At 59.6% G+C, this 24,974-nt stretch carries 16 protein-coding genes; 10 read left to right on the plus strand and 6 right to left on the minus strand.

Translation table 11 applies throughout. The features are described from left to right. Positions 1 to 113: 113 nt before the first annotated feature. Complete coding sequence (locus FYJ31_RS02085; RefSeq protein ID WP_032745260.1) at positions 114 to 1,238, minus strand: ROK family protein; 1,125 nt, start codon at positions 1,236 to 1,238, stop codon at positions 114 to 116. Positions 1,239 to 1,575: 337 nt separating this feature from the next. Here FYJ31_RS02085 and nagB point away from each other — a divergent pair, with 337 nt between their 5' ends. From nagB to FYJ31_RS02125, 8 genes are all read left to right on the plus strand, one after another. Then, positions 1,576 to 2,388: a glucosamine-6-phosphate deaminase gene (gene nagB, locus FYJ31_RS02090; protein WP_154535847.1), complete on the plus strand. Its 813-nt coding sequence runs from the start codon at positions 1,576 to 1,578 to the stop codon at positions 2,386 to 2,388. 117 nt (positions 2,389 to 2,505) lie between these two features. Next, entirely contained in the window at positions 2,506 to 3,789 is a 1,284-nt protein-coding gene (locus tag FYJ31_RS02095; protein WP_154535848.1) for an N-acetylglucosamine-6-phosphate deacetylase, read from the plus strand. 431 nt (positions 3,790 to 4,220) lie between these two features. Then, positions 4,221 to 5,558 (plus strand): carbohydrate ABC transporter substrate-binding protein, encoded by a 1,338-nt coding sequence (locus tag FYJ31_RS02100; RefSeq protein WP_012577254.1) that lies wholly within the window; start codon positions 4,221 to 4,223, stop codon positions 5,556 to 5,558. A gap of 146 nt (positions 5,559 to 5,704) precedes the next feature. Further along, positions 5,705 to 6,616 (plus strand): carbohydrate ABC transporter permease, encoded by a 912-nt coding sequence (locus tag FYJ31_RS02105; RefSeq protein WP_012577255.1) that lies wholly within the window; start codon positions 5,705 to 5,707, stop codon positions 6,614 to 6,616. Positions 6,617 to 6,632: 16 nt separating this feature from the next. Continuing rightward, complete coding sequence (locus tag FYJ31_RS02110; protein ID WP_012577256.1) at positions 6,633 to 7,565, plus strand: carbohydrate ABC transporter permease; 933 nt, start codon at positions 6,633 to 6,635, stop codon at positions 7,563 to 7,565. After that, complete coding sequence (locus tag FYJ31_RS02115) at positions 7,562 to 7,741, plus strand: DUF6903 family protein (protein ID WP_012577257.1); 180 nt, start codon at positions 7,562 to 7,564, stop codon at positions 7,739 to 7,741. Before FYJ31_RS02110 ends, FYJ31_RS02115 begins: the two co-directional genes overlap by 4 nt. 427 nt (positions 7,742 to 8,168) lie before the next feature. Next, complete coding sequence (locus FYJ31_RS02120; protein ID WP_143081243.1) at positions 8,169 to 8,927, plus strand: peptidyl-prolyl cis-trans isomerase; 759 nt, start codon at positions 8,169 to 8,171, stop codon at positions 8,925 to 8,927. 75 nt (positions 8,928 to 9,002) lie between these two features. Next, complete coding sequence (locus FYJ31_RS02125; protein ID WP_195839411.1) at positions 9,003 to 11,909, plus strand: galactose-binding domain-containing protein; 2,907 nt, start codon at positions 9,003 to 9,005, stop codon at positions 11,907 to 11,909. Between the two features lie 280 nt (positions 11,910 to 12,189). Here the strand turns inward: FYJ31_RS02125 and FYJ31_RS02130 are convergent, their stop codons facing one another. The 3 genes from FYJ31_RS02130 to FYJ31_RS02140 all read right to left on the minus strand — a co-directional run bounded on the left by FYJ31_RS02130 (position 12,190) and on the right by FYJ31_RS02140 (position 15,452). After that, positions 12,190 to 12,711, minus strand: coding sequence for an NUDIX hydrolase (locus tag FYJ31_RS02130; RefSeq protein ID WP_065436232.1), 522 nt, complete (start codon positions 12,709 to 12,711; stop codon positions 12,190 to 12,192). Continuing rightward, complete coding sequence (locus tag FYJ31_RS02135; protein WP_154535850.1) at positions 12,708 to 14,297, minus strand: aminopeptidase P family protein; 1,590 nt, start codon at positions 14,295 to 14,297, stop codon at positions 12,708 to 12,710. Before FYJ31_RS02135 ends, FYJ31_RS02130 begins: the two co-directional genes overlap by 4 nt. Before the next feature lie 303 nt (positions 14,298 to 14,600). After that, a complete protein-coding gene (locus FYJ31_RS02140) occupies positions 14,601 to 15,452 on the minus strand; it encodes a hypothetical protein (RefSeq protein ID WP_165541019.1) in 852 nt (283 codons plus the stop codon). 1,252 nt (positions 15,453 to 16,704) lie between these two features. Between FYJ31_RS02140 and FYJ31_RS02150 the strand changes: the two genes are divergently transcribed. Further along, entirely contained in the window at positions 16,705 to 18,294 is a 1,590-nt protein-coding gene (locus FYJ31_RS02150; protein WP_154535851.1) for a bifunctional folylpolyglutamate synthase/dihydrofolate synthase, read from the plus strand. A 53-nt stretch (positions 18,295 to 18,347) separates the two neighbouring features. Beyond that, positions 18,348 to 22,025: a chromosome segregation protein SMC gene (gene smc, locus FYJ31_RS02155; RefSeq protein ID WP_154535852.1), complete on the plus strand. Its 3,678-nt coding sequence runs from the start codon at positions 18,348 to 18,350 to the stop codon at positions 22,023 to 22,025. Positions 22,026 to 22,143: 118 nt separating this feature from the next. Here smc and FYJ31_RS02160 read toward each other — a convergent pair whose 3' ends face one another. Together FYJ31_RS02160 and FYJ31_RS02165 are read right to left on the minus strand one after the other, a co-directional pair. Continuing rightward, positions 22,144 to 23,139: a lipid II:glycine glycyltransferase FemX gene (locus FYJ31_RS02160; RefSeq protein ID WP_007055266.1), complete on the minus strand. Its 996-nt coding sequence runs from the start codon at positions 23,137 to 23,139 to the stop codon at positions 22,144 to 22,146. A gap of 121 nt (positions 23,140 to 23,260) precedes the next feature. Beyond that, the gene (locus FYJ31_RS02165) at positions 23,261 to 24,814 is read right to left on the minus strand and encodes a UDP-N-acetylmuramoyl-L-alanyl-D-glutamate--2,6-diaminopimelate ligase (RefSeq protein ID WP_154535853.1); all 1,554 of its coding nucleotides are present in this window, start codon (positions 24,812 to 24,814) and stop codon (positions 23,261 to 23,263) included. Positions 24,815 to 24,974: the final 160 nt, after the last annotated feature.

Below are 24,974 nucleotides of genomic sequence, written 5' to 3' on the forward strand. Positions count from 1 at the left end.
GTGAGGCGTCGGATTTGTCTCCGAGGCCCCATCTTCCACGCAGTCCTATATCGCTTTATGTCGTGCTGTGCCGCGCTTGGTCTTGCGCGTTTCGTTGCCGGGGTGACCGGCTTTTATTTGGTCAAGTGTTGGAAGACCGCGGCGATGGCCTCGCCCTGCACGGTGATGTCGGGTCCGCATTCGCAGCGCCGGATTACCGTGTGTTTGTGGAAGGACGAAGATGTGGCGGCGTCCAGATATCTCTGGGCCGCGTCAACGAACGTCTCGTTGATGATGTTCGGCTGCCCATAGACGCATACGTCTGCCATATCCAAAAGGCCCACAGGCATGGACAGGGCCTGGCCGAGATAGCGGCCCGCCCGAGCGAGGATATTCTGATGCTGCTCCACGTCTGCCGCGCTGAGCTGCTTCTTCAATGCGGTTCCGGAAATCATCGTCTCCAGGCAGCCGCGCTTGCCGCAAGGGCATAGCGGCCCATCAAGATCGATGGAAATATGGCCGATTTCGCCGGCTGCATGCAGTTCGCCGATTACCGGCGTGTCCGAGAGCAGAATCGCCGAGCCGATGCCTCTTTCGATGCATACGAAGAGCATATTCGGCCCGCCTTGGCCGAAGAAACGTTCGGTGAGCATGGCTGCGGTGGCGTCGTTGCTGACGTTTACTTCAAGTCCAAAATGCTCGGCGATCGGTGTGGACAGGTCGAGATTGTTCCAGCCGCGCATCGTGGAGGAGCGGACCACGCCGTTGTCTACCACGCCGGGGGAGGAGACTCCGATGCCGATGACATCGCCGTCAGACATGCCCAGCATCTTCTCGATAAGTTCGATGATCACATCCACGGAAACGAATGAGCCGGTGTTCAGGGTGACTTCGGCGTGGCGTAGCGGCTGTCCGAGCAGATTGGTGACTGCACCGTGCAGCAGGTGCTCCTGCGTCAGGTCGATGCTGATGATGCGCAGCCGATCGGTATCGATGCTCAGCAGTGTGCCTCGTTTGCCTTTGCCGCCGCTGGGTGCCTGACCGGTCTCGCGCAGCAATCCTTCCTCCAGCATCTGACCGACCACATCGGAAACGGCCGCGCGGCTCAATCCGGTGCGTCGGCCGAGCTCGGCGCGCGAATACTGGTTGGTGGGGAACAACAACCTGAAGATGAGTTGGCGGTTCTTGCGGCGCACATCGGCGGGGGAGGCCTTGGCCTCATGGTCGTCGGTCGTTGTGTTGAGACCGAGATATGGCATGTTTCCTCCTGCCTGATGGCGAGCGAATGGACGGTGATTGTTGTTCCTTACACAGTTTAGACGGTGAAGCACAATTTCGTCGTTGAAATTGTTATGAAACTTCACCAATAAATTCCAGTGTACCTGTGCGAAGCGTCAGGAAACACCGTGAGTGTTCACAAGGTCCAAAATTGTTAGTATCATTAACAAATAGCGAATCGCCAATCGGCACTATGCCGAATGGTGGTTGGAACGCCGCACATCACCCGGACGTGACAAGGATGTTGCCATTATCCGCAAGACGGGCGGCAGTACAGCGACTCGCATCGGGCGGGCCGCACGGAACTGGAGGAAACCGATGCCGGAAATCATCATTGTCAAGAACGAAGCCGAGGCCGGCGAAATCTACGGCCGTTGCGTGGCGGACCTGATCAAAGCAAAGCCGGACGCTGTGCTGGGCCTGGCCACTGGTTCCAGCCCGCTGTCCGCCTATAAGGCGCTCGCCAAGATCGTCAAGGACGAGTCCATCGACGTTTCCGGCGTGCGCGGCTTCGCGCTCGACGAGTACATCGGCCTGCCGCTGACCCACCCCGAGTCGTACCATGCGACCATCCACCGCACCGTGGTCGAGCCGCTCGGCCTGGACCCGGCCAAGGTCCACGTGCCCGGCGACGTGCTTGACGGCACTCCGCTCGAAGACGGCGACAAGGTCGCCCTGGCCGGCCCGGCCTACGATCGCGCCATCGAAGCCGCGGGTGGCATCGACGTGCAGATTCTCGGCATCGGCACCGACGGCCATGTCGGCTTCAACGAGCCCGGCTCCTCGCTGGCCTCCGGCACGCGAGTCAAGACCCTGGCCGAGCAGACCCGCGTCGACAACGCCCGCTTCTTCGACAACGACATCAACCAGGTGCCCACCCACTGCATCACGCAGGGCATCGGCACGATCATGAAGGCCCGTCACCTCGTCCTGCTGGCGTTCGGCGCCGGCAAGGCGGAAGCCATCGAGGAGACGGTGGAGGGCGGCGTGTCCGCGTTCTGCCCGGCCTCCGCCCTGCAGATGCACCCGCATGCCACGATCATCGTGGACGAGGATGCCGCCTCCCGTCTGCGCCACAAGGATTACTACCGCTACGCCTACACCCACAAGCCGGCCTGGCAGGGCATCTGATCCGATCCGTTCGCTCCATTGCCGAGCTTTCGAGCCTGCAAGCGGTCCATCGGGCCGCCTGCAGGCTCGTCTTGAGCGCAAGACGAGCGGACGGGAAACCATGTGGAGGAGTTGAACATGTCTGATAGGGAAGAGATCGTTTCCCGCGTGACCACGGCGTTGAACGGCAGGCCGTCCCCGGTGGCCATTCGCAATGCACGCAAGGTGGATGCGCGCGGCGAACAGCGTGGATATTGGGTCGTCTCCGATGCCGCCGGCGTCATCGTGGCGGCCGGCACGGGGGAGGAGACCTTCGAGCACTACTGCCGCACGGTGGGGCTCGACCCGGCCGATCGCAACGCGGTCATCGACGCCGAAGGCCGTATTCTGACCCCCGGCTACGTGGACATCCACGCGCACGGCGCATGGGAGAAGAGCTTCGATGACGGGTCGGATGGCATCGACGTGGCACGTGCCGGCCACGCCGTGCACGGTACCACACGTCAGGTGCTCTCGCTGATCACCAATCCGGTGGATGTGATCTGCCGGAACATCCGCACCGTCCGCGCCAAGATGGAGTCCGGCCGCCCCGACATCCTCGGCTGCCATCTGGAAGGCCCGTTCCTGGCTCTGGTCCGCAAGGGCGCGCATGACCCGGAATGCCTCAAGGACCCGGTGCCCGACATCGTCGATAAGATGCTTGAGGCCTCCGGTGCCGACCCCGCCTCCGGTGGGCTTGGCTGCATCCGTCAGATCACCATCGCCCCCGAACTACCCCACGGCATCTCCGCCATCCGCCAGTTCGCCGCTGCCGGCGTGGTGCCGGCCGTGGGCCACTGCGACGCCGACTACGAGACCGCCAAAGCCGGCTTCGACGCGGGCGCGGGCATCATGACCCACATGTTCAACGCGATGAACGGTCTGCACCACCGTGAGCCCGGGCCCATTCCCGCCGCAGTGGAAGACCCGCGCGTCACCATCGAACTCATCAACGACGGCTTCCACGTGCAGAATCCGATGGTCAGGCTCTCCTTCCGGTTCGCGCCTCACCGCACGGCCTTCGTGACCGATGCGATGGCCGCCACCGACTGCCCGGACGGCGCCTACAAGTTGGGCGCGCTGGATGTGAACGTGGTCGACGGGCATGCGCGCCTGGTCTCCAACGGCGCCATCGCCGGCTCCACCCTGCTACTGGAAGTCGCCGTGCGTCGCGCGGTGTGCGAACTGGGCCTGAGCCCGGTGGACGCGGTCGAGGCCGCCACGTTGACTCCGGCCAAGGCGTTCGGCTTCGACAAGCCGAATCCGGTGACCGGGGCGCCGCTGGGCCTCATCGCCCCCGGCTATGCCGCCGACTTCAACCTCGCCGACCCGGCCGATTGGACGGTCGAACAGGTGTGGTGCGCGGGCCGCAAGTTGCGCTGAGGCCGATTGCGCGCGGTGCGCGCGGAAGGCATGTCGGAAGTTCGTCGACGATTCGGCGGACCGATGGCATGACGCCCGCGCACACCGCGCTTATGCGTATGCCGTGAATCCCCGTTCGGCTTGACGTGCGCGATGGCAGTGCCGCCATCGCGCACACCGTCGCGGATCGCGCGTCTGTGCAACAAAGCTAACATATTGGAAACGCTGACCGTGTCGTGTCACGGTTTCCGAAACCCCAGTGATTGCAAGGCTTATGACGATGTTCTTCGTTGTCTTGCAGCGATAATCCCGCGGTGATTTCATTTGCCGAGAAACATAGTGTACATTAAGAAAACGTACAGAGAAGTACAGAAGCGCATTCGCGCAGGAGAGTGAAGTGGCGTCCGTCGCTTCGGCTCTCCATATGACGGACAACAAGGAGGTTCGTGATCATGACTCACTTCAGCACTGTGAAACGCGTCATCGCCCTCGCCGGTGCCGGTGCCATGCTGTTTTCCGTGGCGGCCTGCGGTGGGGTAACCGCTTCCGATGGCGGCAAGACCACACTCAAATTCGCGGCGTTCGAGGGCGGCTACGGTGCCGACATGTACAAGGAGGTGGTCGCCGCATACGAGAAGCTCAATCCCGACGTCAAGATCGAACTGACCACATCCAAGAAGATCGAGGACGAGATCACGCCGGGCATGAAGGCCGGCAACTATCCCGACATCGTGGAGCTGGGACAGGGCTCGACCTCCGGACTGACCGAGACGCTGCTCAAGGACAAGGCCATCGAGGACGTGACCGATGTGCTTGACATGAAAGTCCCCGGGGAAAACAAGACCGTCAAGGACAAGCTCGTCGACGGCGTGATCGGCCTGTACACCAACCCCTACGGCGGAGACAAGACCTACCTCATGCCCATGTACTACTCACCCTCCGGCTTGGTGTACAACAAGACGCTGCTTGAGCAAAACGGTTGGAAGATGCCCACCACATGGGACGAGATGTTCAAGCTGGGCGATGAGGCCAAAGCCAAGGGCATCTCGCTGTTCACCTACCCGACCGCAGGTTACTTCGACGCCTTCTTCAACGCGCTGCTCGCCGACATCGGCGGCGACCAGTTCTACCAGGACGTGATGACCTACAAGAAGGACGTGTGGAAGACCGACGAGGCCAAGGAGGCGTTGGAGACCACCTATAAGCTGGTCACCGAATACCTCAACCCCGACACCGTGGGCTACGCCAACGCCCAGGACTTCACCAAGAACCAGCAGTCCATCCTCGACGGCAAGTCCCTGTTCATGCCCAACGGCACCTGGATCGTCAACGAGATGAAGGATGCGCCGCGCACCAGCGGCTTCGAGTGGGGCTTCGCCCCGGTGCCCACCGTCAAGAATGGCGGCACCCGCTACATCAACACCACGATCGAAGCCGTGTGGATTCCCGCCAAGGCCAAGAACAAGGAGGCGGCGAAGAAGTTCATGGCCTACCTGTACTCCGACGAAGCCGCGTCCATCTTCGCCAAGACCGGTGCCATCCAACCGATCAAGGGCAACACCGATGACCTGGCCTCCGACATGAAGGTGTTCTACGACGCCTACAACGAGGACAACGTCAAGGCCGTGGCCGGCTCGTTCTCCGCAACCGCCACCGTGGAAGGCAAGAACATCAAGGACGACCTGTACAACGCGGTCGACTCCGTGGCCTCCGGCAAGACCACGCTCCAGCAGTGGCAGGACAAGCTCAACGAGACCAGCAACGCACTGAACGCGGCGGCCAAGCAGTAACCTCGCCGTCGAACAACGGCCGGAGCAGATGGTCCCACGGTCCGGCCCGTCGCACCGATGCATTCATCGGCGGCGGGCGGGGCGGCGGACCGCTCCGGCCCCGCTTTGCCTCAGCGCCATACAGGCAACGCTTTTCAGGGGGAACGATGTCTTCAACGAAACATACAACCGACCTTGGCAGGATGCGCAGCCGTTTCGGCATTCTTTGCTCGCTGCCCACCGCAATCCTGCTCATCATCTTCATCTTCATACCCACGGTCAACGTGTTCCGCATGTCCGTATACAAATGGAGCGGCTACTCGGACGAACAGACCTTCGTGGGGCTTTCGAACTTCCGGAAACTGTTCGTCGATCCGAACTTCATCCACGCGTTCCAGAACACCGTGCTCATCCTCGTGCTGGTCACCTCCGTCACCATGCCGCTGGCCATCATCTTCGCCGCGGTGCTCACGCAGAACCGCATCATCGGAGGCTCGCTGATTCGCTTCATCCTCTATGTGCCCTCGGTGCTGTCCATCGTGGTGGTCGCGGCCATATTCTCCGCCATCTACGATCAGAACAACGGCCTGATCAACGGCACCCTGAGCTTCCTGCACCTGAACGGGCTCAAGCAGGTGTGGCTGGGCAATCAGGACATCGTCATCTTCTCCATCGCCTTCGCCATGCTATGGCAGTCCTGCGGATACTACATGGTGATGTACATGTCGTCGATGGCGGGCATCGACCCGAGCCTGTACGAGGCGGCGCAGCTGGACGGCGCCAGCAAGACTCGACAGCTGTTCTCGATCACCATCCCATTGATCTGGGCGAACATCCGCACCACGCTCACCTTCTTCATCATCAGTTCGGTGAACCTCAGCTTCGTGCTCGTTACGGCCCTGACCAACGGCGGGCCCGATAACGCGTCCCAAGTGCTGCTCGGCTACATGTACGACCAGGCGTATTCGAACTCGTCCTACGGCTACGGCATGGCGATCGGCGTGGTGATCTTCCTGTTCAGCTTCATCATGTCGTTGATCGTGAACCGTGCCACCAAGCGCGAAGTGCTGCAATACTAAAGGAGGGCGAGATATCATGGCTTATTCATCAGTTTCCGGAAGACCGGCCCACTCCAGGCGCGTGCGTCCGGCGGCCGATCGAGGTTCGGCCCATTCATGGACGGCGGGCCGCATGGTTGGCCAAGTGGTGCTGGTAATCGCCGCCTTGGGCATCGCCATCCCCACCCTGTGGGTGTTCGTGGCTTCGTTCAAGGATAAAAGCGAGTTCTACGGATCACCCTGGACCTGGCCCAAGGGCCTGCACTGGCAGAACTATGCGGATGCTTTCGTGGACGCCAAGCTCGGACAGTACTTCGGCACATCGGTGCTGGTCACCGTCATGTCGATGGCCATGGTGCTGGTAATCGCGTTGCCCTGCTCCTACGTGCTCGCGCGCTTCGATTTTCCAGGCAAGAAGATTCTCAAACTCGCCGTTCAGGCCGGCCTGTTCATCAACGTGAACTACATCGTCGTGCCGATCTTCCTGATGCTTGTGGACGCCGACAAGCTGCTCTACAACATCATGCCGAACGGGTTCTTCGTGAACAACGTGTTCATCCTGGCGCTGGTCTACGCCTCGACGTCGCTGCCATTCACCATCTTCCTGCTCCAGGACTTCTTCGCCTCCATCCCGAAGGACTACGAAGAGGCCGCCATGATCGACGGCGCCTCGCAAACCAGGATCATGACCCGCATCTTCTTCCCGATGGCCATGCCCGCCATCTCCATGTCGATGCTGTTCAACTTCCTGACCTACTGGAACGACTACATCATCTCCATGACCCTCATGACCGGCAACAACCGCACCGTGCAAGTGGGCCTGCTCAACCTCATGCAGACGCAGAAGGCAGCCACCAACTACGGGCGCCTGTACGCCGGCATGGTGATCGTCATGGTGCCGGTGCTGATCTTCTACGCCGTCGTGCAGAAGAAACTCCTCGAAACCTCGACCATGGGAGGAATCAAATGAGCGACAGGACGAAAAGCGTGATCGCCACGACGGTCAAAGTGACGCTGTATGTCTGTTTCGTGGTGCTGACCATCGTCGGCGTCGGTCGTGACGGATGGGACGGGCTCTGCCTGGAACTCATCGGATTGGCCGGCGTGATCGGCGTGGTGTGGTGGTACAACGCGCATAACCGATAGTAACCGAATCCGGCCGGACGGCATGTGCAACGGCCCGGTGACCAGGGCCGTCTGTGGCTCGTTCCTCAGGCGGCCATACTCGTCATATCGCGTGTGCCAGGTCTCGGAGCCGGATTCGGCATCGAGACCTGGCACCCGGTTCAATCTGTTTATCGGCTTGGTCGTTTCGAATATGCATTCCCAGATGCCGTCAATGCTGGGTGCTTTGCGATGCATTCATGATTGGTGTTTCACGATGACACGTCATATAAGAACTTATGTGGTCGCAGTCGCTATGATGCTTTGCTGCTGCATGACACTTACCGGTTGCTCACAGGATGGGGCCTCGATTGACGGCAGAGCCATACCTCAAGACCAGCTGGCGTATTACGCTGATCAGGCGCGGCTACGTACGTCCCCGGGTGACGTTCGAACCATGGCTTCGGTCATGCGCAAGGCCATCGCCGACGATCAGGCCCTGTTCGCATGGGCGGCACGAGAAGGATATGGCGACTACACCTCGTGGGATGCGATCGTGCGGTCGATGAAGCGTGCCAACGTCTCCAACATGGCGACGGTTGGACAAAGGGGAACGGTGTACGGTGTGACCACGTTCTCCATCGGCACCTTCCACAGTCAACTGGTCGCGCAGGCGAAGCGCTATCTCATAGACACCTTGTCCCAGCAGGCGGGACAGGAGCTATATGTCAGCGAAGGGGAGGCACGCCAATACTTCGATCGGCATCGTGATGCATGGTCTGGATCGCAAGGCTATCAGGTCATCCGGCTTACCGTTGATGCTCAAGATGCCGATCCACGCGAATTCAGGCAAGCCGTCTGGGAAGACGGCATGGATGATACCGGTCCTTCAGAACATCTACTGGAGCGGTATCCATCCTTATCGTGGAATATGGAATCCATCAGTAAAGGCGAGGGCGGATCGCCTCATGCCCAAGCTATGGCTTCGGCCATTGCGCAATTGAAGAAAGGAGAAGTCAGTGAGGTCGAAAGCGACGGGCGGCAGCTCACTTGCATGGTCAATGTCTCCGCAAAATCGGATGACGATACAAATTTTGGTGAATACTCGTCGCGAATTATAACCGTCATGGAGAGCGATAAGCTCGAACAAGCGATTGCCTCGCGCGCTGAAAACATCAAAGTCGATATCGGCGTGAATGAGGTGAAAGAGCTTATGAAGACTAGGTGACGGTGCACCATGACGTCTTTCCGCGTTGTTCCGCAGATGTCTGGAAGGGCGCGCAACAGAAAGGTATACAAAACCATGGCAAGTAGGCACACCGCCATTGCATGGCGTGCGATTGTTGGGGTGGCTCTCGGCATCGCTGTCATGCTTCCAACAGCCACAGCCGGCGCGGCACCGTTGGATGCCCCGATCGATACGCCGGAACAATCCGAACAAGCATGGGCCGGCAGCGCGTCCAATCCTTACGGAGGACAGGATTATTACGTAGATTCCCAACAGGGTGACGACGCCAATGCAGGCACCGATGTCAGCGCCCCGTGGAAAACCCTCGGCAAGGTCAATGAAACCGTTTTCCGTCCGGGCGACCGTATTCTGCTCAAGGCCGGTTCATCATGGCAGAATCAGCAGCTATGGCCCAAGGGATCGGGTGTGGATGGCAAACCGATCAGTATCGGCGCATATGGTGAAGCAACGGCCCATCGGCCGTACATCGCCACTAACGGCAATGTCGAATCCCCTTTCTCAGAGGGCATCGGAACCGGTAACCCCGTCAAGAATCCCGATAAGGTAGGTACTACAGGCGCAATCGTTTTGCGTAACCAGCAGTATTGGGAAATCAGTGATGTGCAGTTGTCGAATGATGACGATTTCGCCGTGGACAAGACCAATAAGGATGGTACCGTATGGGACGGCATTTCCATATCAGTCAATGCCGATCTGCTTGAACGCGAAGGGGTCAATGATCCGGCTTCCACGGTGATGAGGCATTTCCGGATCTCGAACGTGTATGTGCATAACCTGGATTCACCATCCACTTGGCAGAAAATCTATGCGGCCGGTGTCAACTTCCAGGTGTTCGGTTCCAAGAACCATCAGGAATATGAACGGATGGCGGGAGGTTATCGGTTCGATGACATCAGCATCGAAAACAACGTCTTCGACAATGTGGATCTCAATGCCATTCAAGTCGGTTTTAATTGGTTCGGCGATGGCACGGGCGAAACGGATGCCAACGGCAAGTGGCATGATGGCTGGGAACATCTCTGGGTGCGAACTCATAACCAGTACACGACCAATGTGGCCATCAGACATAATTACATGCACTCAATCGGGCAAGGTGCCATACAAGTGGGTGATGTTCGAAACGGCGTAATGGAATACAATACTGTCAACGGGTATCTCAAGCGATATGACGTACAGTCCTGCGCCATCTATGCCTATGCCAGCGCCGACATCGTGATGCGTTACAACGAGGTCTTCGATGGCGCAGCCACCACTTGGGACGGCACGCCGTGGGATTTCGAGTATAACGATTTCAACGTGATATACGAACACAACTACTCGCATGACAATGGCGCGGGATGGTTCGCCTATATGGGCAACACCGATAAGGCCATAGCCAGATACAATCTGTCGGTCAACGACAACGGCACCATGATTCGTGAGTTTATGAGCAGCAACTATTCACCCACATGGTTTACCAACAATGTGATTGTCTACGATGGCGGTTCGACCGGATTCGGCAATACGAAATCTGCGTTCCACAATGACTCGTTCAAAGACACGCTGTATTTCGTCAACAATGTGTTCTACAACACCAACACCAACAGCGCGACACGTTGGCATGATCCAAAGAACGACAGTGAAAGCGCCAAGGATATTTCCAAAGCGATATTCCGCAACAACGTGTTCTACGAGGCATCCGGAAAGCGCGGCGAAGGCGAACCGGAGAATATCAACGGCATCACCGATGAGCCGAAATTCCAAGGTTTCGCAGGGGATTCTTCCGTGTTGACCGGTTTGGTAAACAAGACGGATCCCGAAGCATCCATTACTTCCGCGGCCAAACTGTTCACCCCCTCTAATGATTCCCCGCTGCTCAATGCCGGCTTGTATAACGAGGCAATGGGACAGAAGGACATACTTGGAGGCGATGTGTTCCATGGTCTGGCACCGGAGATCGGCATCGTAGAGCGCACCGACATCGGTGGAAAGAACACTAATCCCGTGGAGGAAAACATCAAACCCGTGCAAGGAAATCTGGCACTGGGCAAAACCGTGATTGCCGGTTCGACGCATCCCAATGGCAAATTCCCCGCCTCCAATATCACTGATGGCAAGGTCGGCACGCGATGGGCGGCCGCCGATGGTCCGGATTATCCGGTGACGTTGGACATCGATTTCGGTAAGACCGTTACCGTGAACCGCCTGGATATTACGGAATTCACTGAGGTGTCCAGTGATCCTGGCAATCACCCCGAGTGGTCCACGCATCACCGTGTGCAGCGTTATTCGCTGTGGCGGTGGGATGAAGAATCGTCCGATTGGGTGAAATTCCATGACTCTGATCAAGGATTGCCCGATGACACGACATCGGTGACCTTCGCCGATCAGACCACGTCCAAGATCCGACTTCAAATAGATGCCGTCTATGACAATGTCGATATGTATCAAGGCAAGCCGGGAAGTCCCACCGTCAGCGAAATCGCGGCGTACCGCACCGCCTCTCCCCAATCGCTCAAACTTGTCGCATCGTTGCCGCGTGACGGGTACAATCTTGCGCAGAATGCAGGAGTCGACACCAATCAGGTTTCATGGCTGGTCTCCGGCGATCATCTTGCCGAAAGCATGCTACGCATCATGCAGCCCAATGGCAATGAGGGGCCTCTGCTGCGTCGAGACACCGACTACACCGTACGCGAGGAGAATAACGGCCAGTGGCGCGTTGCGCTCGCGGAGCCGCTGGCCCGCTCATTGCCGGTGAATTATCCAAAGGGTATGAACGGTCAATCAGGTGCTTATGGGTTCCGTCTCACATCCGATAGCGGATCCACGCTTGATCTTACTCTCAAGATCATTAATACGCCGGTCGGCTCCATGAAACCGGGCGGTGGTGAAACTCCCAATCCCGGTGGCAATGGGACGACCACTCCCGGGGAAGGCAGTGGAAGTCCGGGGGCAATCGCCGGGAGGAGCCAAACCTAGCGGCTCCGGTTCGGGACGTGTTCCGGAGAACGGCAATGGCGCCAATCCCAAGGCGTTCATCGCCAATACCGGTGTAGCCGTTGCGGGGTTGGCAACGGTGGCGTTGCTTGCCATGGGCTCGGGTGTCGTGCTGCTTCGCCGGCGTTCGTCTCATCGCGAAAATCGGTAGAAGTACATCCGGCCGGACGGTGTGAGGCAACGGCCCGGTGACCAGGGCCGTTGCCTCCGTTTCTTGCCCCTCCCACGCAAGGGGCAAGAAACGAAGATGCACGAGCCGCGGCTAGTGCATCCGGCCGTCAGCCATGAACAAGGCGTGGGCGTCGCCCTTCGCCTTGGCCTCAAGATAGCGGCGGAACACCGACAGGCGTTCCGTGGTGCTACGGGCCAGGGGAGAGGGCAATTCGTTCAATGAGAACCAGCCGACGTTAAGGCTTTCGTCATCGCCCACAAACGGTTCGGCGTTGCCGCCGGGCTTGAGCTCGCACAGGAAGGAATGATCCATATACTGCGCGTGGTCGCCGTTGGCATAGGTGAGGATACGTTGCTCGGAATTCACGGACACCAAATCGGTGACCACGACGTCCACGCCGGTCTCCTCCTTCACCTCGCGTACCGCGGCGTCAGCGGGCTGCTCGCCCGGGTCGATGATGCCGTACACCATCGCCCACTCGCCGGTGTCGGCGCGCCGACCCAGCAGTATGCGTCCATGCTCGTCAAGTACGCATGCCGTCACGCCATGCAACCACAACAAATCATGGCCGATCTTCTTACGCAGTTCCAGAATGAACGGGGGCGTGCTCATGCGTTGGCCCGTTCCGACATCCACGCCTCGACTCCCTCGATGGTCTTCGGGATGCCGGCGGAAATCCATTCGGGACCGTTCTCGGTCATGAGCACGTCGTCCTCGATACGGATGCCGATGCCGCGGTATTCCGGCGGAATAAGCAGATCATCCTCACGGAAGTACAGGCCGGGCTCAATGGTGAAGATCATGCCCGGACGAATCGGCGCACCCTGATAGGACTCGAAACGAGCCTGCGCGCAATCGTGCACATCAAGACCCAAGTGGTGGGCCACACCGCAGGCGAGCCAACGGCGGTGCTGCTGGCCTTGCGGAGACAGCGACTCCTCGACGCTCACCGGCAGCAGACCCCAATCGTGCAGACGTTCGGCAATCACACGCATGCAGGCGTGGTGGATGTCGGAGTAGGTGGCACCCGGCTTGGCGGCTTCGAAACCGGCCTGCTGCGAGTCGAGCACGGCCTGGTACAGGCGCTTCTGGAAGTCGGTGAACTTGCCGTTGGTCGGGAAGGTGCGGGTGATGTCGGCCGTGTACAGGGAATCGACCTCAACGCCGGCATCCACCAGCAGCATGTCGCCGGTCTTCACCACACCGGTGTTGCGCATCCAGTGCAGAATCGGGGCGTGGGGGCCGGAGGCCACGATGGAGTCGTAGCCGACGGCGTTGCCCAGCTCACGGGATACAGCGTTGAACGCGCCTTCGAGGATACGCTCGGAACGCGGCTTGTCGAGCGCGGCCGGCAGAGAGGAGAGCAGACGGTCGAAGCCATGCTTGGTGGCGTCCACGGCCTTGCGCATTTCGTTGATTTCGTAGCCGTCCTTGACCATGCGTGCCTCGGCGGCGAACTCGTGCAGCTTGTCGTCGGATGCGGAGTTTTTGTCCGGATCGGCGAAACCGTTGGCCTCGCGGATGGACTCGACCATCGAAGTGATTTCGGGGTCGGTCTCGCTGACCACGCGCACACGCACGGCACCGGCCTCGGCACCCACATCCTTGGACAGGGCGTCAGCCAGCTGGGCGATGTCGTGGGTTTCGATGCCGGTCATCGCCTGCATCTCCTTGAGACCGGCACGCGGGCCAACCCAGTATTCGCCGTAGTGGGCGGACATGAAGAAGTCCTCGGTGGAGTTGTCGGCGCGCGGCGCCACAAACAGTTCCGGGGTGTGGGTCTTGCCGGTCGCGGCTTCGGGGGAGTCGGGGTCGACCGGGTTCAGGACCAGCACGGCACCAGCTTCATAATCGGAACCCAGGCCGGTGTAGTAGGCGAACGTGGTATCCGGGCGGAACATGTAATCGCAATCATTGTTGCGCACCTTCGGCTGGCCGGCCGGAATGACCAGACGTTCGCCCGGGAAGGCCTTGCCCAGCGCCTCAAGACGGGCGGGAATGAACTTGGAGGATTCGAGAGGCTTGATCTCCGGATCGTCGTCGGCCCAGCCGGACTTCATGAACTCCTTGAATGCGGCCGACTGCGGGCGCAGCGAGCGGTTGTTCACGCGGTCGCTCATCGACTGGTTCGCGCCCGGCGCCGTAGCGCGCTCTTCGGCCTCATATTCCTTGTCCTTGGCGGTGATCACTTCACCCATTGCCACTCTCCTGTATGTAGTTGTTGTCGAATCATCGATTCCCACTTCATACTAGTCGGCTTTATGCGATGTGCCACGATTGACGGCTGACGGTAAAACCAAGTACGGAATTTGGACGGTCTTCTGGACATGCCCATATGGCGAGTGCATCGGGCTGGAATGCGGGCCTGTTTATTGTTCTCGGCAGGGAAGGAGAGGGGCATGGGCTTGGGCTGGAGATTGTCGATTGATATTGACATATTTTGCGGGCTGAATCCATGTGAACCCATGCGATGAAGGTTTATCGCGTCGCGGGACCCGCTGCTATGCGGAGGTCTCCACCTGAGGCACCCCGGCTTTGATCAGTTTTACCCGCAGCGGAGTGCGTTCGATGACGTCGGCGTATGTGAAATGGACGATTTCGGTGGCACCGGCTCGTTTCAGTCCCTCGTCGCGTGCGCGTTCCTTGGCCACTACCTCCTGAATGCTGCGGTTATCGGTCATGGCTGGGTCCACGTATTTTTGTGTGCCGTCGTATTCGGCCACTATCACGCGCCCGTCATCGAGCTTCCATACGAAATCAACGCGGTGCTCGGTATTCGTCTGTGGGTCGGTCACCGTTACCTGAATACGCGGCGTGAGGAAGCGATCTTCGATGATGGTGCCTCGCGCGAGGGATTCTCCGCCATTCTCGCTCCTTTCGTTTGCATAGCGCAGCAGGCGGAATACTCGGGCATAATCGATTCTCCATTGAACGCAGTCGGCGGCTATCCCTTCCTTGGTTATTCCCTTGGCAAGGGCCGAGTCAAAGATCGGCAACGCAAACCGAAAATCAAGGTCTATGGCGGCCTCGACCAAGGTTCTAGCCGGTGATATCAGGGATAGGCCGGAGGCCTCGTGATGTGTCTTCGGATTGTTCATATCGGGCATATAGACATGTCGTAAGCGCTGATGGCATTGACGAGATCCATGATCGGAAGTCACGATGGTTATGCAGCCATCATGCAAATGCCATTGATGTTCGAATCCATAGGCACTTACTGCCACCAAGCCGCCAAAAACCCACTGAGGATGCTCTTGCGCAAGAGCGCGGGCCATATGCAACGTTCGCTCCGGCGGCGTCAAACCATCCCAGTATGCGGTATTTGCATAAAGACTGGGAATGCCGTCATACACTTTCAACAACTCACCACTCTGGGCACGGCGGCGTAGAGCGGTCTGTTCCGCTTCATTTCTTGAATAGACGCATCTCAGCTCATTCTGCGCGGCTGATATGAGCGAGGCCACTGCTTTGTGTGTCTTCATGACGTCGAGTGTAGCCGGAACGAAGCAGCGTAAGTATGAATTTCAGCCATTGTGGTTCTAGCCTCGGAGCTTGGCTGTCTTGGAGTGAGATATTCCCGATAATTTCAAGGTATTAGGCCACTAATTCGGAATAGTGGATAACATACAAAACTTATCCACCATCAGTAATGTCATTCGAACAACGTGCTTTGGGGATTCGAACAAGATATCATCGGCGAAGGCGGATGTAGCTGGTAGAGGGCGGCGAATTGACGGTTAACAGTGCTTATGCTTTGTACGCCGTCGGTGCTGATTCAGATATTGGCTGGCTTCTGTCTGAGTGTGGAATCTAGCGTCGGCGTGAGTCCAATGGTTGTATCGTGGCCGACGATTTGCTGCGATTTATTGGCGGCATAGATCCAGGGCTTGGACGGCTGCCGACGGTGAGAGCAGTCATAACAGTGAATGAGCCTCTGCGAGTTCAAAAGATGATGTAGCGGACGTTTGTGAGAGTCGTTTCCGGGGCAAGACATGGTCGATTGACGACGTTGAAATTTCTCAACGACGGCAGAATGGCATGCCTTGGCGAGGAGACGACACTGAGAGGCGATGGAGTCGGGATTAATCCAGGTTTTGGCCAGCTACCGACTCGCAAGAGCAGCATAGCGTCGGTGTACCGCCAGAAGCTGGCACTGTACCGACGCTGAATAGCATCAGCGTCGCCGGACATACAAGTTTTGGATTGCAGCCGACTAAGAATGGGATGCCGACGGCAAGAGCCGCATTGCAACTATATGAGACGGCTTCACTGTGCGCGCTGCAGGAAAAGGCCGCCCGCGCGGCGGCGACATATGAGACGGTTTCACTGTGCGCGCACGATAAACCACCCCGGCGGCTAGGATAGAGGGAATTGAGGAGTGTGACTCCACGCGTGAAGGCAAGAATCCCGAACCATGCAGGGCAAACCTGTGCGAGGGGAGCTTCCTGCGCATGCGGAAGCGGAATATATGCGGGCATGCGTAGACATGATGAGAATGGCGCGAACACGTAAGTGGCATACGCACTCCGAACGGTGCAACAGCAACACGAGCAGAGGTTAGAAGAGAATATGTCATTCGAGCATCCGAATCGGAACAATGAGAGCATGCGGGACGTCGAACTGGACATCATGAGCCGCCCGCCGGAGCATAACACCACCAATCTGGATCTCGACCGGATGAACCTGATGCTCGACATCCTGGGCCACCCGGAGCAGTCGTTCCGCGTGATTCATATCACCGGCACCAACGGCAAAGGCTCCACCGCACGCATGGCCGAGGCCATCTGCCGCGCCTACGGTATGCGCACCGGCCTGTACACTTCGCCGCATCTGGAGAAGATCAACGAGCGTATCGCCATCGACGGCCAGAAGCTGTCCGACGACGATTTCATCGACATCTGGGACCAGACCAAGGATCTCGTGGCCCTGGTGGACGCCAAGATGGAGGAGCAAGGCAAGCCGAAGATGAGCTTCTTCGAGGTGCTCACCGCCATGGCCATCTGGAAGTTCGCCGACACGCCCGTGGACGTGGCCATCGTCGAGGTCGGCATGGGAGGCCTGTGGGACGCCACCAACGTGCTCAACGCGGATGCGGCCATCATCGGTCCGGTGGACATGGACCACATGCAGTGGCTGGGCGACACCGTCGAACAGATCGCCACCGAGAAGGCCGGCATCATCAAGCCGAACTGCACCGCCATCATCGGCCCGCAGCCGCATGAGGAAGCCGTCATGCCGATTCTCACCGAAGCCGCCGAACGCAACCACGCCACGCTCGTGCGCGACGGCTACGAAATGACCGTGTCCGACCGCATGGCCGCAGTCGGCGGACAAGTCGCCACCCTGACCACGCCCAACGGCACTTACGAGGGCGTGCCGATCGCCAAGTTCGGCGAGCATCAGGCCCATAACGCACTTGCCGCGCTCGTCGCCGCCGAAGTGGTGATTCCGGTCAATGGCCCGCTGGACGGCGACTTGGTGGCCGAGGCGTTGAGCTCGGTCAAGATTCCCGGCCGCATCGAACAGATCCGCACCTCACCGACCATCATTCTGGATGGCGGACACAACGTGAATGCCGCCGAAGCCCTACGCAAGGCCATCGAGGAAAGCTACGACTTCAAGCAGCTGGTCGGTGTGGTCGCCATGATGCGCGACAAGCAAGTCGAGGAATATCTGGGTGTTCTGGAGCCGATCCTGAGCTCCGTGGTGGTCACCGAGAACTCGTGGCGCGAGCGTGTGATGCCGGCCGATGAGCTTGAGAAGATTGCCGTGGACGTGTTCGGCCGTGACCGTGTGATCAAGGAAGCGAACCTGCCCGACGCGATTCAGGCTGCCGTCAACATGGTCGATGCCGAAGACGAGTTGGGCGTGGGCTACGGCCACGGCGTGCTCATCTGCGGCAGCTTCGTCACCGCCGGCGACGCACGCCTGATGCTTGAGGAACACGCCAGCCCCACGATGAGGCAGGCCATGGCCGTCCATCAGCCGGCGGTCGACCCGGACGATTCGGATCGGCCGGCAGACAAGGCCGAGGATGAGGCCGCCGACAACCTCGAGGATTCGGTAAGCCCGGACGACTTCGACGTATTCGACGTCCTCGGCCTCGGTAAGGAACAGGCCAGTGACGCCGGTAACGCCGGCACCGGCACGGCCAGTGCCGACACAGGCACCGACGATTCCGCCGACGCCCGGTAACCCGAATCCAAGGCATATCGGATACCCGGACACACGGAAAACAATCTCACGCCATGTATCTCAAGGAACTCACCCTCCGCGGATTCAAATCCTTCGCCTCCGCCACCACGCTGCGCTTCGAGCCCGGCATCACGGCGGTCGTCGGCCCCAACGGTTCGGGCAAGTCGAACATCGTCGACGCCCTGACCTGGGTGATGGGTGAGCAAGGTGCCAAAAACCTTCGCGGCACTTCGATGGAGGACGTGATTTTCGCGGGCACGTCCTCCCGCCCGCCATTGGGCCGTGCACAGGTGAGCCTGACCATCGATAATTCCGATCACACGCTCGATATCGATTACACGGAAGTCACCATATCCCGCACCATCTTCCGCAACGGAGGCTCCGAATACGCGATCAACGGCTCGCAATGCCGTCTGCTCGACATTCAGGAACTCCTTTCCGATACTGGTCTTGGCCAGCAGATGCACGTGATTGTGGGTCAGGGACGATTGGATGCGATTCTGAAGGCCGACCCGTCCGGCCACCGCGCGTTCATCGAAGAGGCCGCCGGCATCCTGAAGCACCGCAAGCGCAAGGAACGCGCGTTGCGCAAGTTGGCCAATACCGAAACGAACCTGAGTCGACTTGACGATTTGCTGGGGGAGATTCACCGCCAGCTCGGCCCCCTCGGACGCCAGGCACGCATCTCCCGGCGCGCCGACGCGATTCAGATATCCGTACGCGACGCCCAAGCACGCCTGTATGCCGAAGACGCCCAACGCTCGATGAGCCGCCGCGACACGGTACGTCAAGAGCTTGGCGATGTGCGCAACCAGCTGGCCGTCGCCCAACGTGAACTTGCCCAAGTCAAAGTACGCATCGAACAGGTCGAGGCGTTGAGCTCTGAATCCAGTCCGGCCATCGCCAAGGCCAACCAATACTGGCATGAATTCTCACAGACCCGTGAACGACTGAACGCGCTCGCCCAGTTGGCCGAAGAGCGCAGCCGGTCACTCACCGGCCAGATCGTCACCAACTTCGGTGAGGATCCCGGCATGCTCGTCAAACGAGCCGAGGAACTGGAGTCTCAGGCCGCGGCACAAACCAAGGCCGTGGCCGATGCACGCATCGCACTCGACAAGGCCACCGAGGAACGCGCCGACGACGAGAAGAAGCTTGCCTCAGTCCGCCAGACCTTGACGGAACTGCGCAAAACCGCACAGGAGCGCGATGCGCAGATCGCCCGACTGCGCGAACTCATCGCCCGCGAGGAATCCGCCGTGCAACTGGCGACCAGCCGCGCCAAGGATTATGCCTCCCAACGCGACTTGCTGACTTCCCAGCGCTACGATGCCCAGCAACAGCTGGACGCATTGCGCAGCGAAGCGGACTCCATTGCCGACGATGACGGTGCCGCATTGGACGCCGCGCGTGCAACGCTCGCCGAATGCCGCGAACGACTGAACGAACTCGCCGATAAGCAGCGCGAGATACAGTCCAAGATCATCTCGCTCAAATCCAAGGCCGATGCGCTTGCCGACACGCTAGGCAGCCGCAATGCCTCCGGATCATTGGAACGCGACACGGACGTGGCCTCGCTTGGCCGACTCACCGACTTCATCCATGTGGCCGAAGGCTGGGAAGATGCCGTGGCCCACGCTCTCGACCAGTATGCCAGCGCCATCGTGGTACCCGAGGCAGGCAACATGTTGCACGCCCTCGAACGCGCTCGGGAAGATAAGCTCGGCAAAGCCGTGGTGCTGACCGCGAGCATTGCCGGCGATCCCGCCACAGAGCCGGGCACGGAGTCGGAGGAGAGTAGCGCCGAGAACACGGCGGCCGCCCCGCAATCGGGCAACGCGCTGGCAGCACTCGTCACTGCGAACCCGGATGCCGAGAACCAGGCGCAGGCTGAAGCGGTCGTGCACACCGTGCGTCTCCTGCTGGCTGATGTAACAGTGGCCGGCACCGCCGACGAAGCCCAGCAGATTGTGGCATCCGGCGAAGCCATGCGGGCCGTCACCAAGAACGGCGAGACCTTCACACACGGCGTGGCGGCGGTCGGCGGCTCTTCCATCTCTCAATCGGACCTGTCTCTGGCCGCCCGTCGAGACAAAGCATTGGCACAGGTCAAACAGTTGGCCGCCCAAGACGGCGGAATGGCTGAGCAAGTGGCCGAGGCCAAAGCCAAACGCGATGAAGCGGCCCGACTCGTCGACCAGGAATCCGCCAAACGCACCGAAGCCCGGCTCAAAGCCCAACAGGCGGAGAAATCTCTGAAATCCGCCACAGACCGCGTCGCATCGTTCACCCGTCAGCTTGAGCAGCTGGATAGGAAAATCACCGAGACCCAAGAGAATCGCAACGAGCATCAGCTCAAGCTCGACGATCTCAATCGTGCTATGGCATCGGCCCGGCAATCCACCGCCGAACATGTCGATTTCGACGAACTCGATGAACGTGAACGCACGCTGGAGCGCGGACTGAACCTGACTCGCGAGCATGAGGTCGCCGCGAAAATCGCGTGGACCGAGGCAAGCCGCAAAGGGGAGTCCCTGAGCCGACAGGCCGGGCTGCTGCGGGACAACGCCAAAGAAGCCGCCGAACGCCGCGCCCGCATCGAGGCGTTGAACGATCGCAGACGCGAGCAGGCCGCACACCTGCAAGGCGTGGCCGATGACGCGCGAGCAGTGGCCGCCATGGTGGAGCATACGCTGCATGACGTGGCCGCCAAACGAGACGAGCTGCAGGCCGCCGCCTCCAGCCATGACGAGGAACTCAAGGCCCTGCGCGCGCAGCGCAACCAGATCGAGCCCAAGGTCACCGATCTGACCGGGCGCGAACATGCCTTGGATGTAAACCGCGAACGGTTGGCCGCCGAATCCGGGCAGCTCATGCAGAAAGTGTCCGACGAACTCGGTCTCACTTTGGAGGAATTGGTTAGTGGTTACGGCCCCGAACAGCCGGTGCCCGTGCTGGATGATGAGGGCAACCCTGTGCCGTTGGATGAGACGGAAGCTGAGGCTGGGACCGAAGAGGGAGAAACCGGGGGAGAGGCCGGCACCAACGGCGATTCCGCCCTCTTTAAGACCGTGCCGTATAACCGTCAGGAGCAGAAGAAGCGTCTCGATAAGGCTCGCCGCGATCTGGCCACACTCGGTAAGATCAACCCTTTGGCCACCGAGGAATTCGAAGCGCTTGAGGAGCGGAACAAGTATCTCAATGATCAGCGCAACGATGTGGTCAAATCACGTGACGATTTGATGCAGCTCATCAAGGATCTCGATTCCACGATGGTCCAGGTGTTCAAATCCGCGTTCGACGATACCGCCGAGGCATTCGAGCAGATGTTCGCCACGCTGTTCCCAGGCGGCACCGGACGACTGCGCCTGGAAAACCCGGAAGACATGCTCACCACCGGCGTACTGGTCGAGGCCAGCCCGGCCGGCAAGCGCGTCAAACAGCTGAGCCTCCTGTCCGGCGGCGAACGTTCGCTGACCGCGCTGGCGCTGCTGTTCGCGATTTTCACCGCCCGCCCCAGCCCGTTCTATGTGATGGACGAGGTCGAGGCCGCGTTGGACGACGTGAACCTGACCCGTTTGATTAATGCGTTCAATGAGCTACGCGCCCATGCGCAGCTCATCATCATTACGCACCAGCAACGAACCATGTCGATTGCCGACGCGCTTTACGGCGTAACCATGAGAGCCGACGGCGTAACAGCCGTGGTGAGTCAAAAACTCGAACGATAAACGAATGGTTCCCGCTGACAGGAACTGGCGCCACAGGTGACAGAGGGTGGTCCATATCGAAAGACCGCCCTCAGTCTCGCTTCGTTCGACAGCTCCCGCCAGCGGGAGCTGGGCGGTATTAGCGCAATGCCTTGCGCACGCCCTGTACAGTCTGCAGCGTCTTGTAGAAGACCTTCTTGATGGGTACGTCGCGGGCGGGGGCCACCGGGGTGATTTCCTCGGTGAACTTGCACTTGAACTCGTTAAGGCCCTTGAGAGACGGCGCGAAATCGGAGCCAATGCCCATGAGATCGTATTCAGTAATACCCTGCGAGCCTAGGATGCAGCATTCGGAATACAGCAGCTTGTCGGTCACATGCAGACGCATAACCTCGTTGCGCATGCCGGCATAGTAGCGCACCGCATGCGTGCCGTTCACGGTGACAATCGACCATGCCACCACACGGTCTTCAATACGTGCGGCGAACACACGGCAATGATCGGCACCCAACGCGCCGATCATATCGGAGTAGTCGCTCATCGGAGCAGGCGTGAATCCATCGCGCTGGCCGGTCTCGACCATCACATCGTAATATTCGGAGAAATCGGCCAGCGCCTTATCCGTCTCATCGGCAACCTCGGCCGGGCACTCGCGCAGAGACTTGCGCACGTCACGGCGTCCACGACGCTTCATCCGAGCCAGAATCTCATCATCGCCACCGGTGACGTCGATGACCACGGTCTGGTCGTACGGCACTGTGGACAGCACCTTCTCCGTACCATCGGCGAACCAGGTGTCGATACGCAGGAACGCGATGTTCTTGTCAGCCTTCTTGACGGTGTCCACGATGGCGTCGACGACCTCGCGCTCCTCAGCCTCGGTGGGCTTGGCGACCCACGCCGGCCCATGCATCGAGCGCAGATAATGATAACCGTGCGTCTCAAAATCGATAAAGGAGATCACGGCGACCAATTCACCATCACGCTTGATCAGATAATCGCCCCATGGCGTGCGTCCGTCGATATCCGCCTGAAAACCAGACCAAACCTTGGTCTGTTCGATGGGCAACGTGATGCCGGCCTTCTCGGCTTCGGCTTCCAGTGTGGCTCCGTCAACTTTCTCCAACGTGATCATTACGATTCAGCTATCCTTTTTCGTTCGTATCCGTATGTCGTGTTTCTGGTTTGGTCGTATTGCGCGTGATCTGATGTGGGCCAATCGGGATCCGATCAGGATCTGATTGGCCGGAATCCCGTCACAAGCCAAACATGCGTTCGACGACATGATCGTCGCCGTCGAACGGCACATGCTTGTGATGGTCCTTGATCCAACGCTCGTTGCCCTTGCCGATGATCAGCAGGATGTTGAATCGGTCGGCGTGCGCACGGGCATCGTAGATGGCGTTGGTGATGGCCGTCGGACGGTCGGAAATCACCGTGGAGGCCACATCCTTGTTCGTGATGTAGCCTTGCATTTCCATGCAGATGTCGATGAACGGCTCGGTGTCCGTATCTTCGGCGGTGAAAATGAAGTTCGCGATACGGTTCTCGGCAGCCTCGACGATTTCCTTACGACGATCGTAGGCCTTGTTGCCGGCCGATCCGGTCACCAACGTGATACGCGGGTTTTCCTCGCCCCAACGCTCGTAGACGAAGTCAAGCAGCGCGGTGACGGATGCGTAGTTGTGCGCATAATCGACGATGGCGAGCGTGTTCGACTGCGGATCGCGGAACTGTTCCATACGGCCGGCGATACGTACGGATTCGATGGCGTGCAGTGCGTCGGCGTCATCGAGCGATACGCCAGCCGCATGGGCGATGGCGATGGCTGCCGCCGCATTGAGGTAGTTGAAGTCGCCATCGATGGACAGATGGTAGTCGCCAAGGGTCTGATCTCCGTCGGCGATGTGGAAGGAGGCGTGCGCCGTGTCGGCGGGCCAGGCGACGACGTCCGCACTGGTGCCGGCATTATCCGCGTCATGCAGGGCGAAGGTGGTTGCGCCGATGCCGGCTGCCGCCGCGTCCTCCCGCAACAGATCGGCGTGCAGACTGTCCGCGCCGAGTACCAGCGACTTCGCGTTGGCGATGATCTGGCGCTTGCAATACAGGTAATCCTCGAACGTGGGGTGTTCGATCGGGCTGATGTGGTCGGGGGAGATGTTCAGGAACGCGGCCACATCGAAAGTCAGTCCGTAGACGCGGTCCACCTTGTATGCTTGGGAGGAGACCTCCATCACCAGATACTCCATGCCGTTATCGGCCGCCTCGCGCATCATGCGGAAGGCGTCCATCGATTCGGGCGTGGTCAGATCGGACTCGACGTAGGTGTGGCCGTCAAGGCAATTATCGACCGAGGAGAACAATGCGGCCTTGCCGCCGGAGACGGCGTTGATAAGCGCCTGCGTGAAGTACGAGGTGGTCGTCTTGCCCTTGGTGCCGGTGACGCCGATGACCGTGAGCTCGTTCTGCGGATATCCGTAGAACGCGGCGGACAGCAGGCTCATCGCCTTGCGTGCGTCGTTGACGATCAGGCCGGGGGCGGCGGTTGCGGCTGAGTACTCGGTTTCGGCCACGTATGCGGCCAGGCCGGCTTCGTCGATGCCGTTCAGATACTCGGCCTTGAATCGGCCCTTGCAGCACAGCAGGGTGCCCGGCGTGACCTTGCGGGTGTCGTAGGTGATGCCGGCGAACGGTTCATCCGCCGAAGCGATATGGGCCGGGTCGTCGGTCCAGACATCCCCTTGGATGATTTCACGCAGCAGATGGTGTTCCTTGAGCAGGTCAGCGGCCGAAGCCAAAGTCAAAGCCATAATTGTTACTCCCTATTATCTAGCCGATACGCCATTCTACAGGTGGGGTGCAGCGTGTTGTGACTCACACGTCATCGACCACGATATGGGCACATGATTTGATTAGAATGGTGAACCGTGACGACAAGCGAAGCAACTACGCAATCCGGGCAGTCAGCCG

It is taken from the genome of Bifidobacterium sp. WCA-178-WT-4B (genome assembly GCF_009696495.1).
Classification (GTDB): domain Bacteria; phylum Actinomycetota; class Actinomycetes; order Actinomycetales; family Bifidobacteriaceae; genus Bifidobacterium; species Bifidobacterium infantis.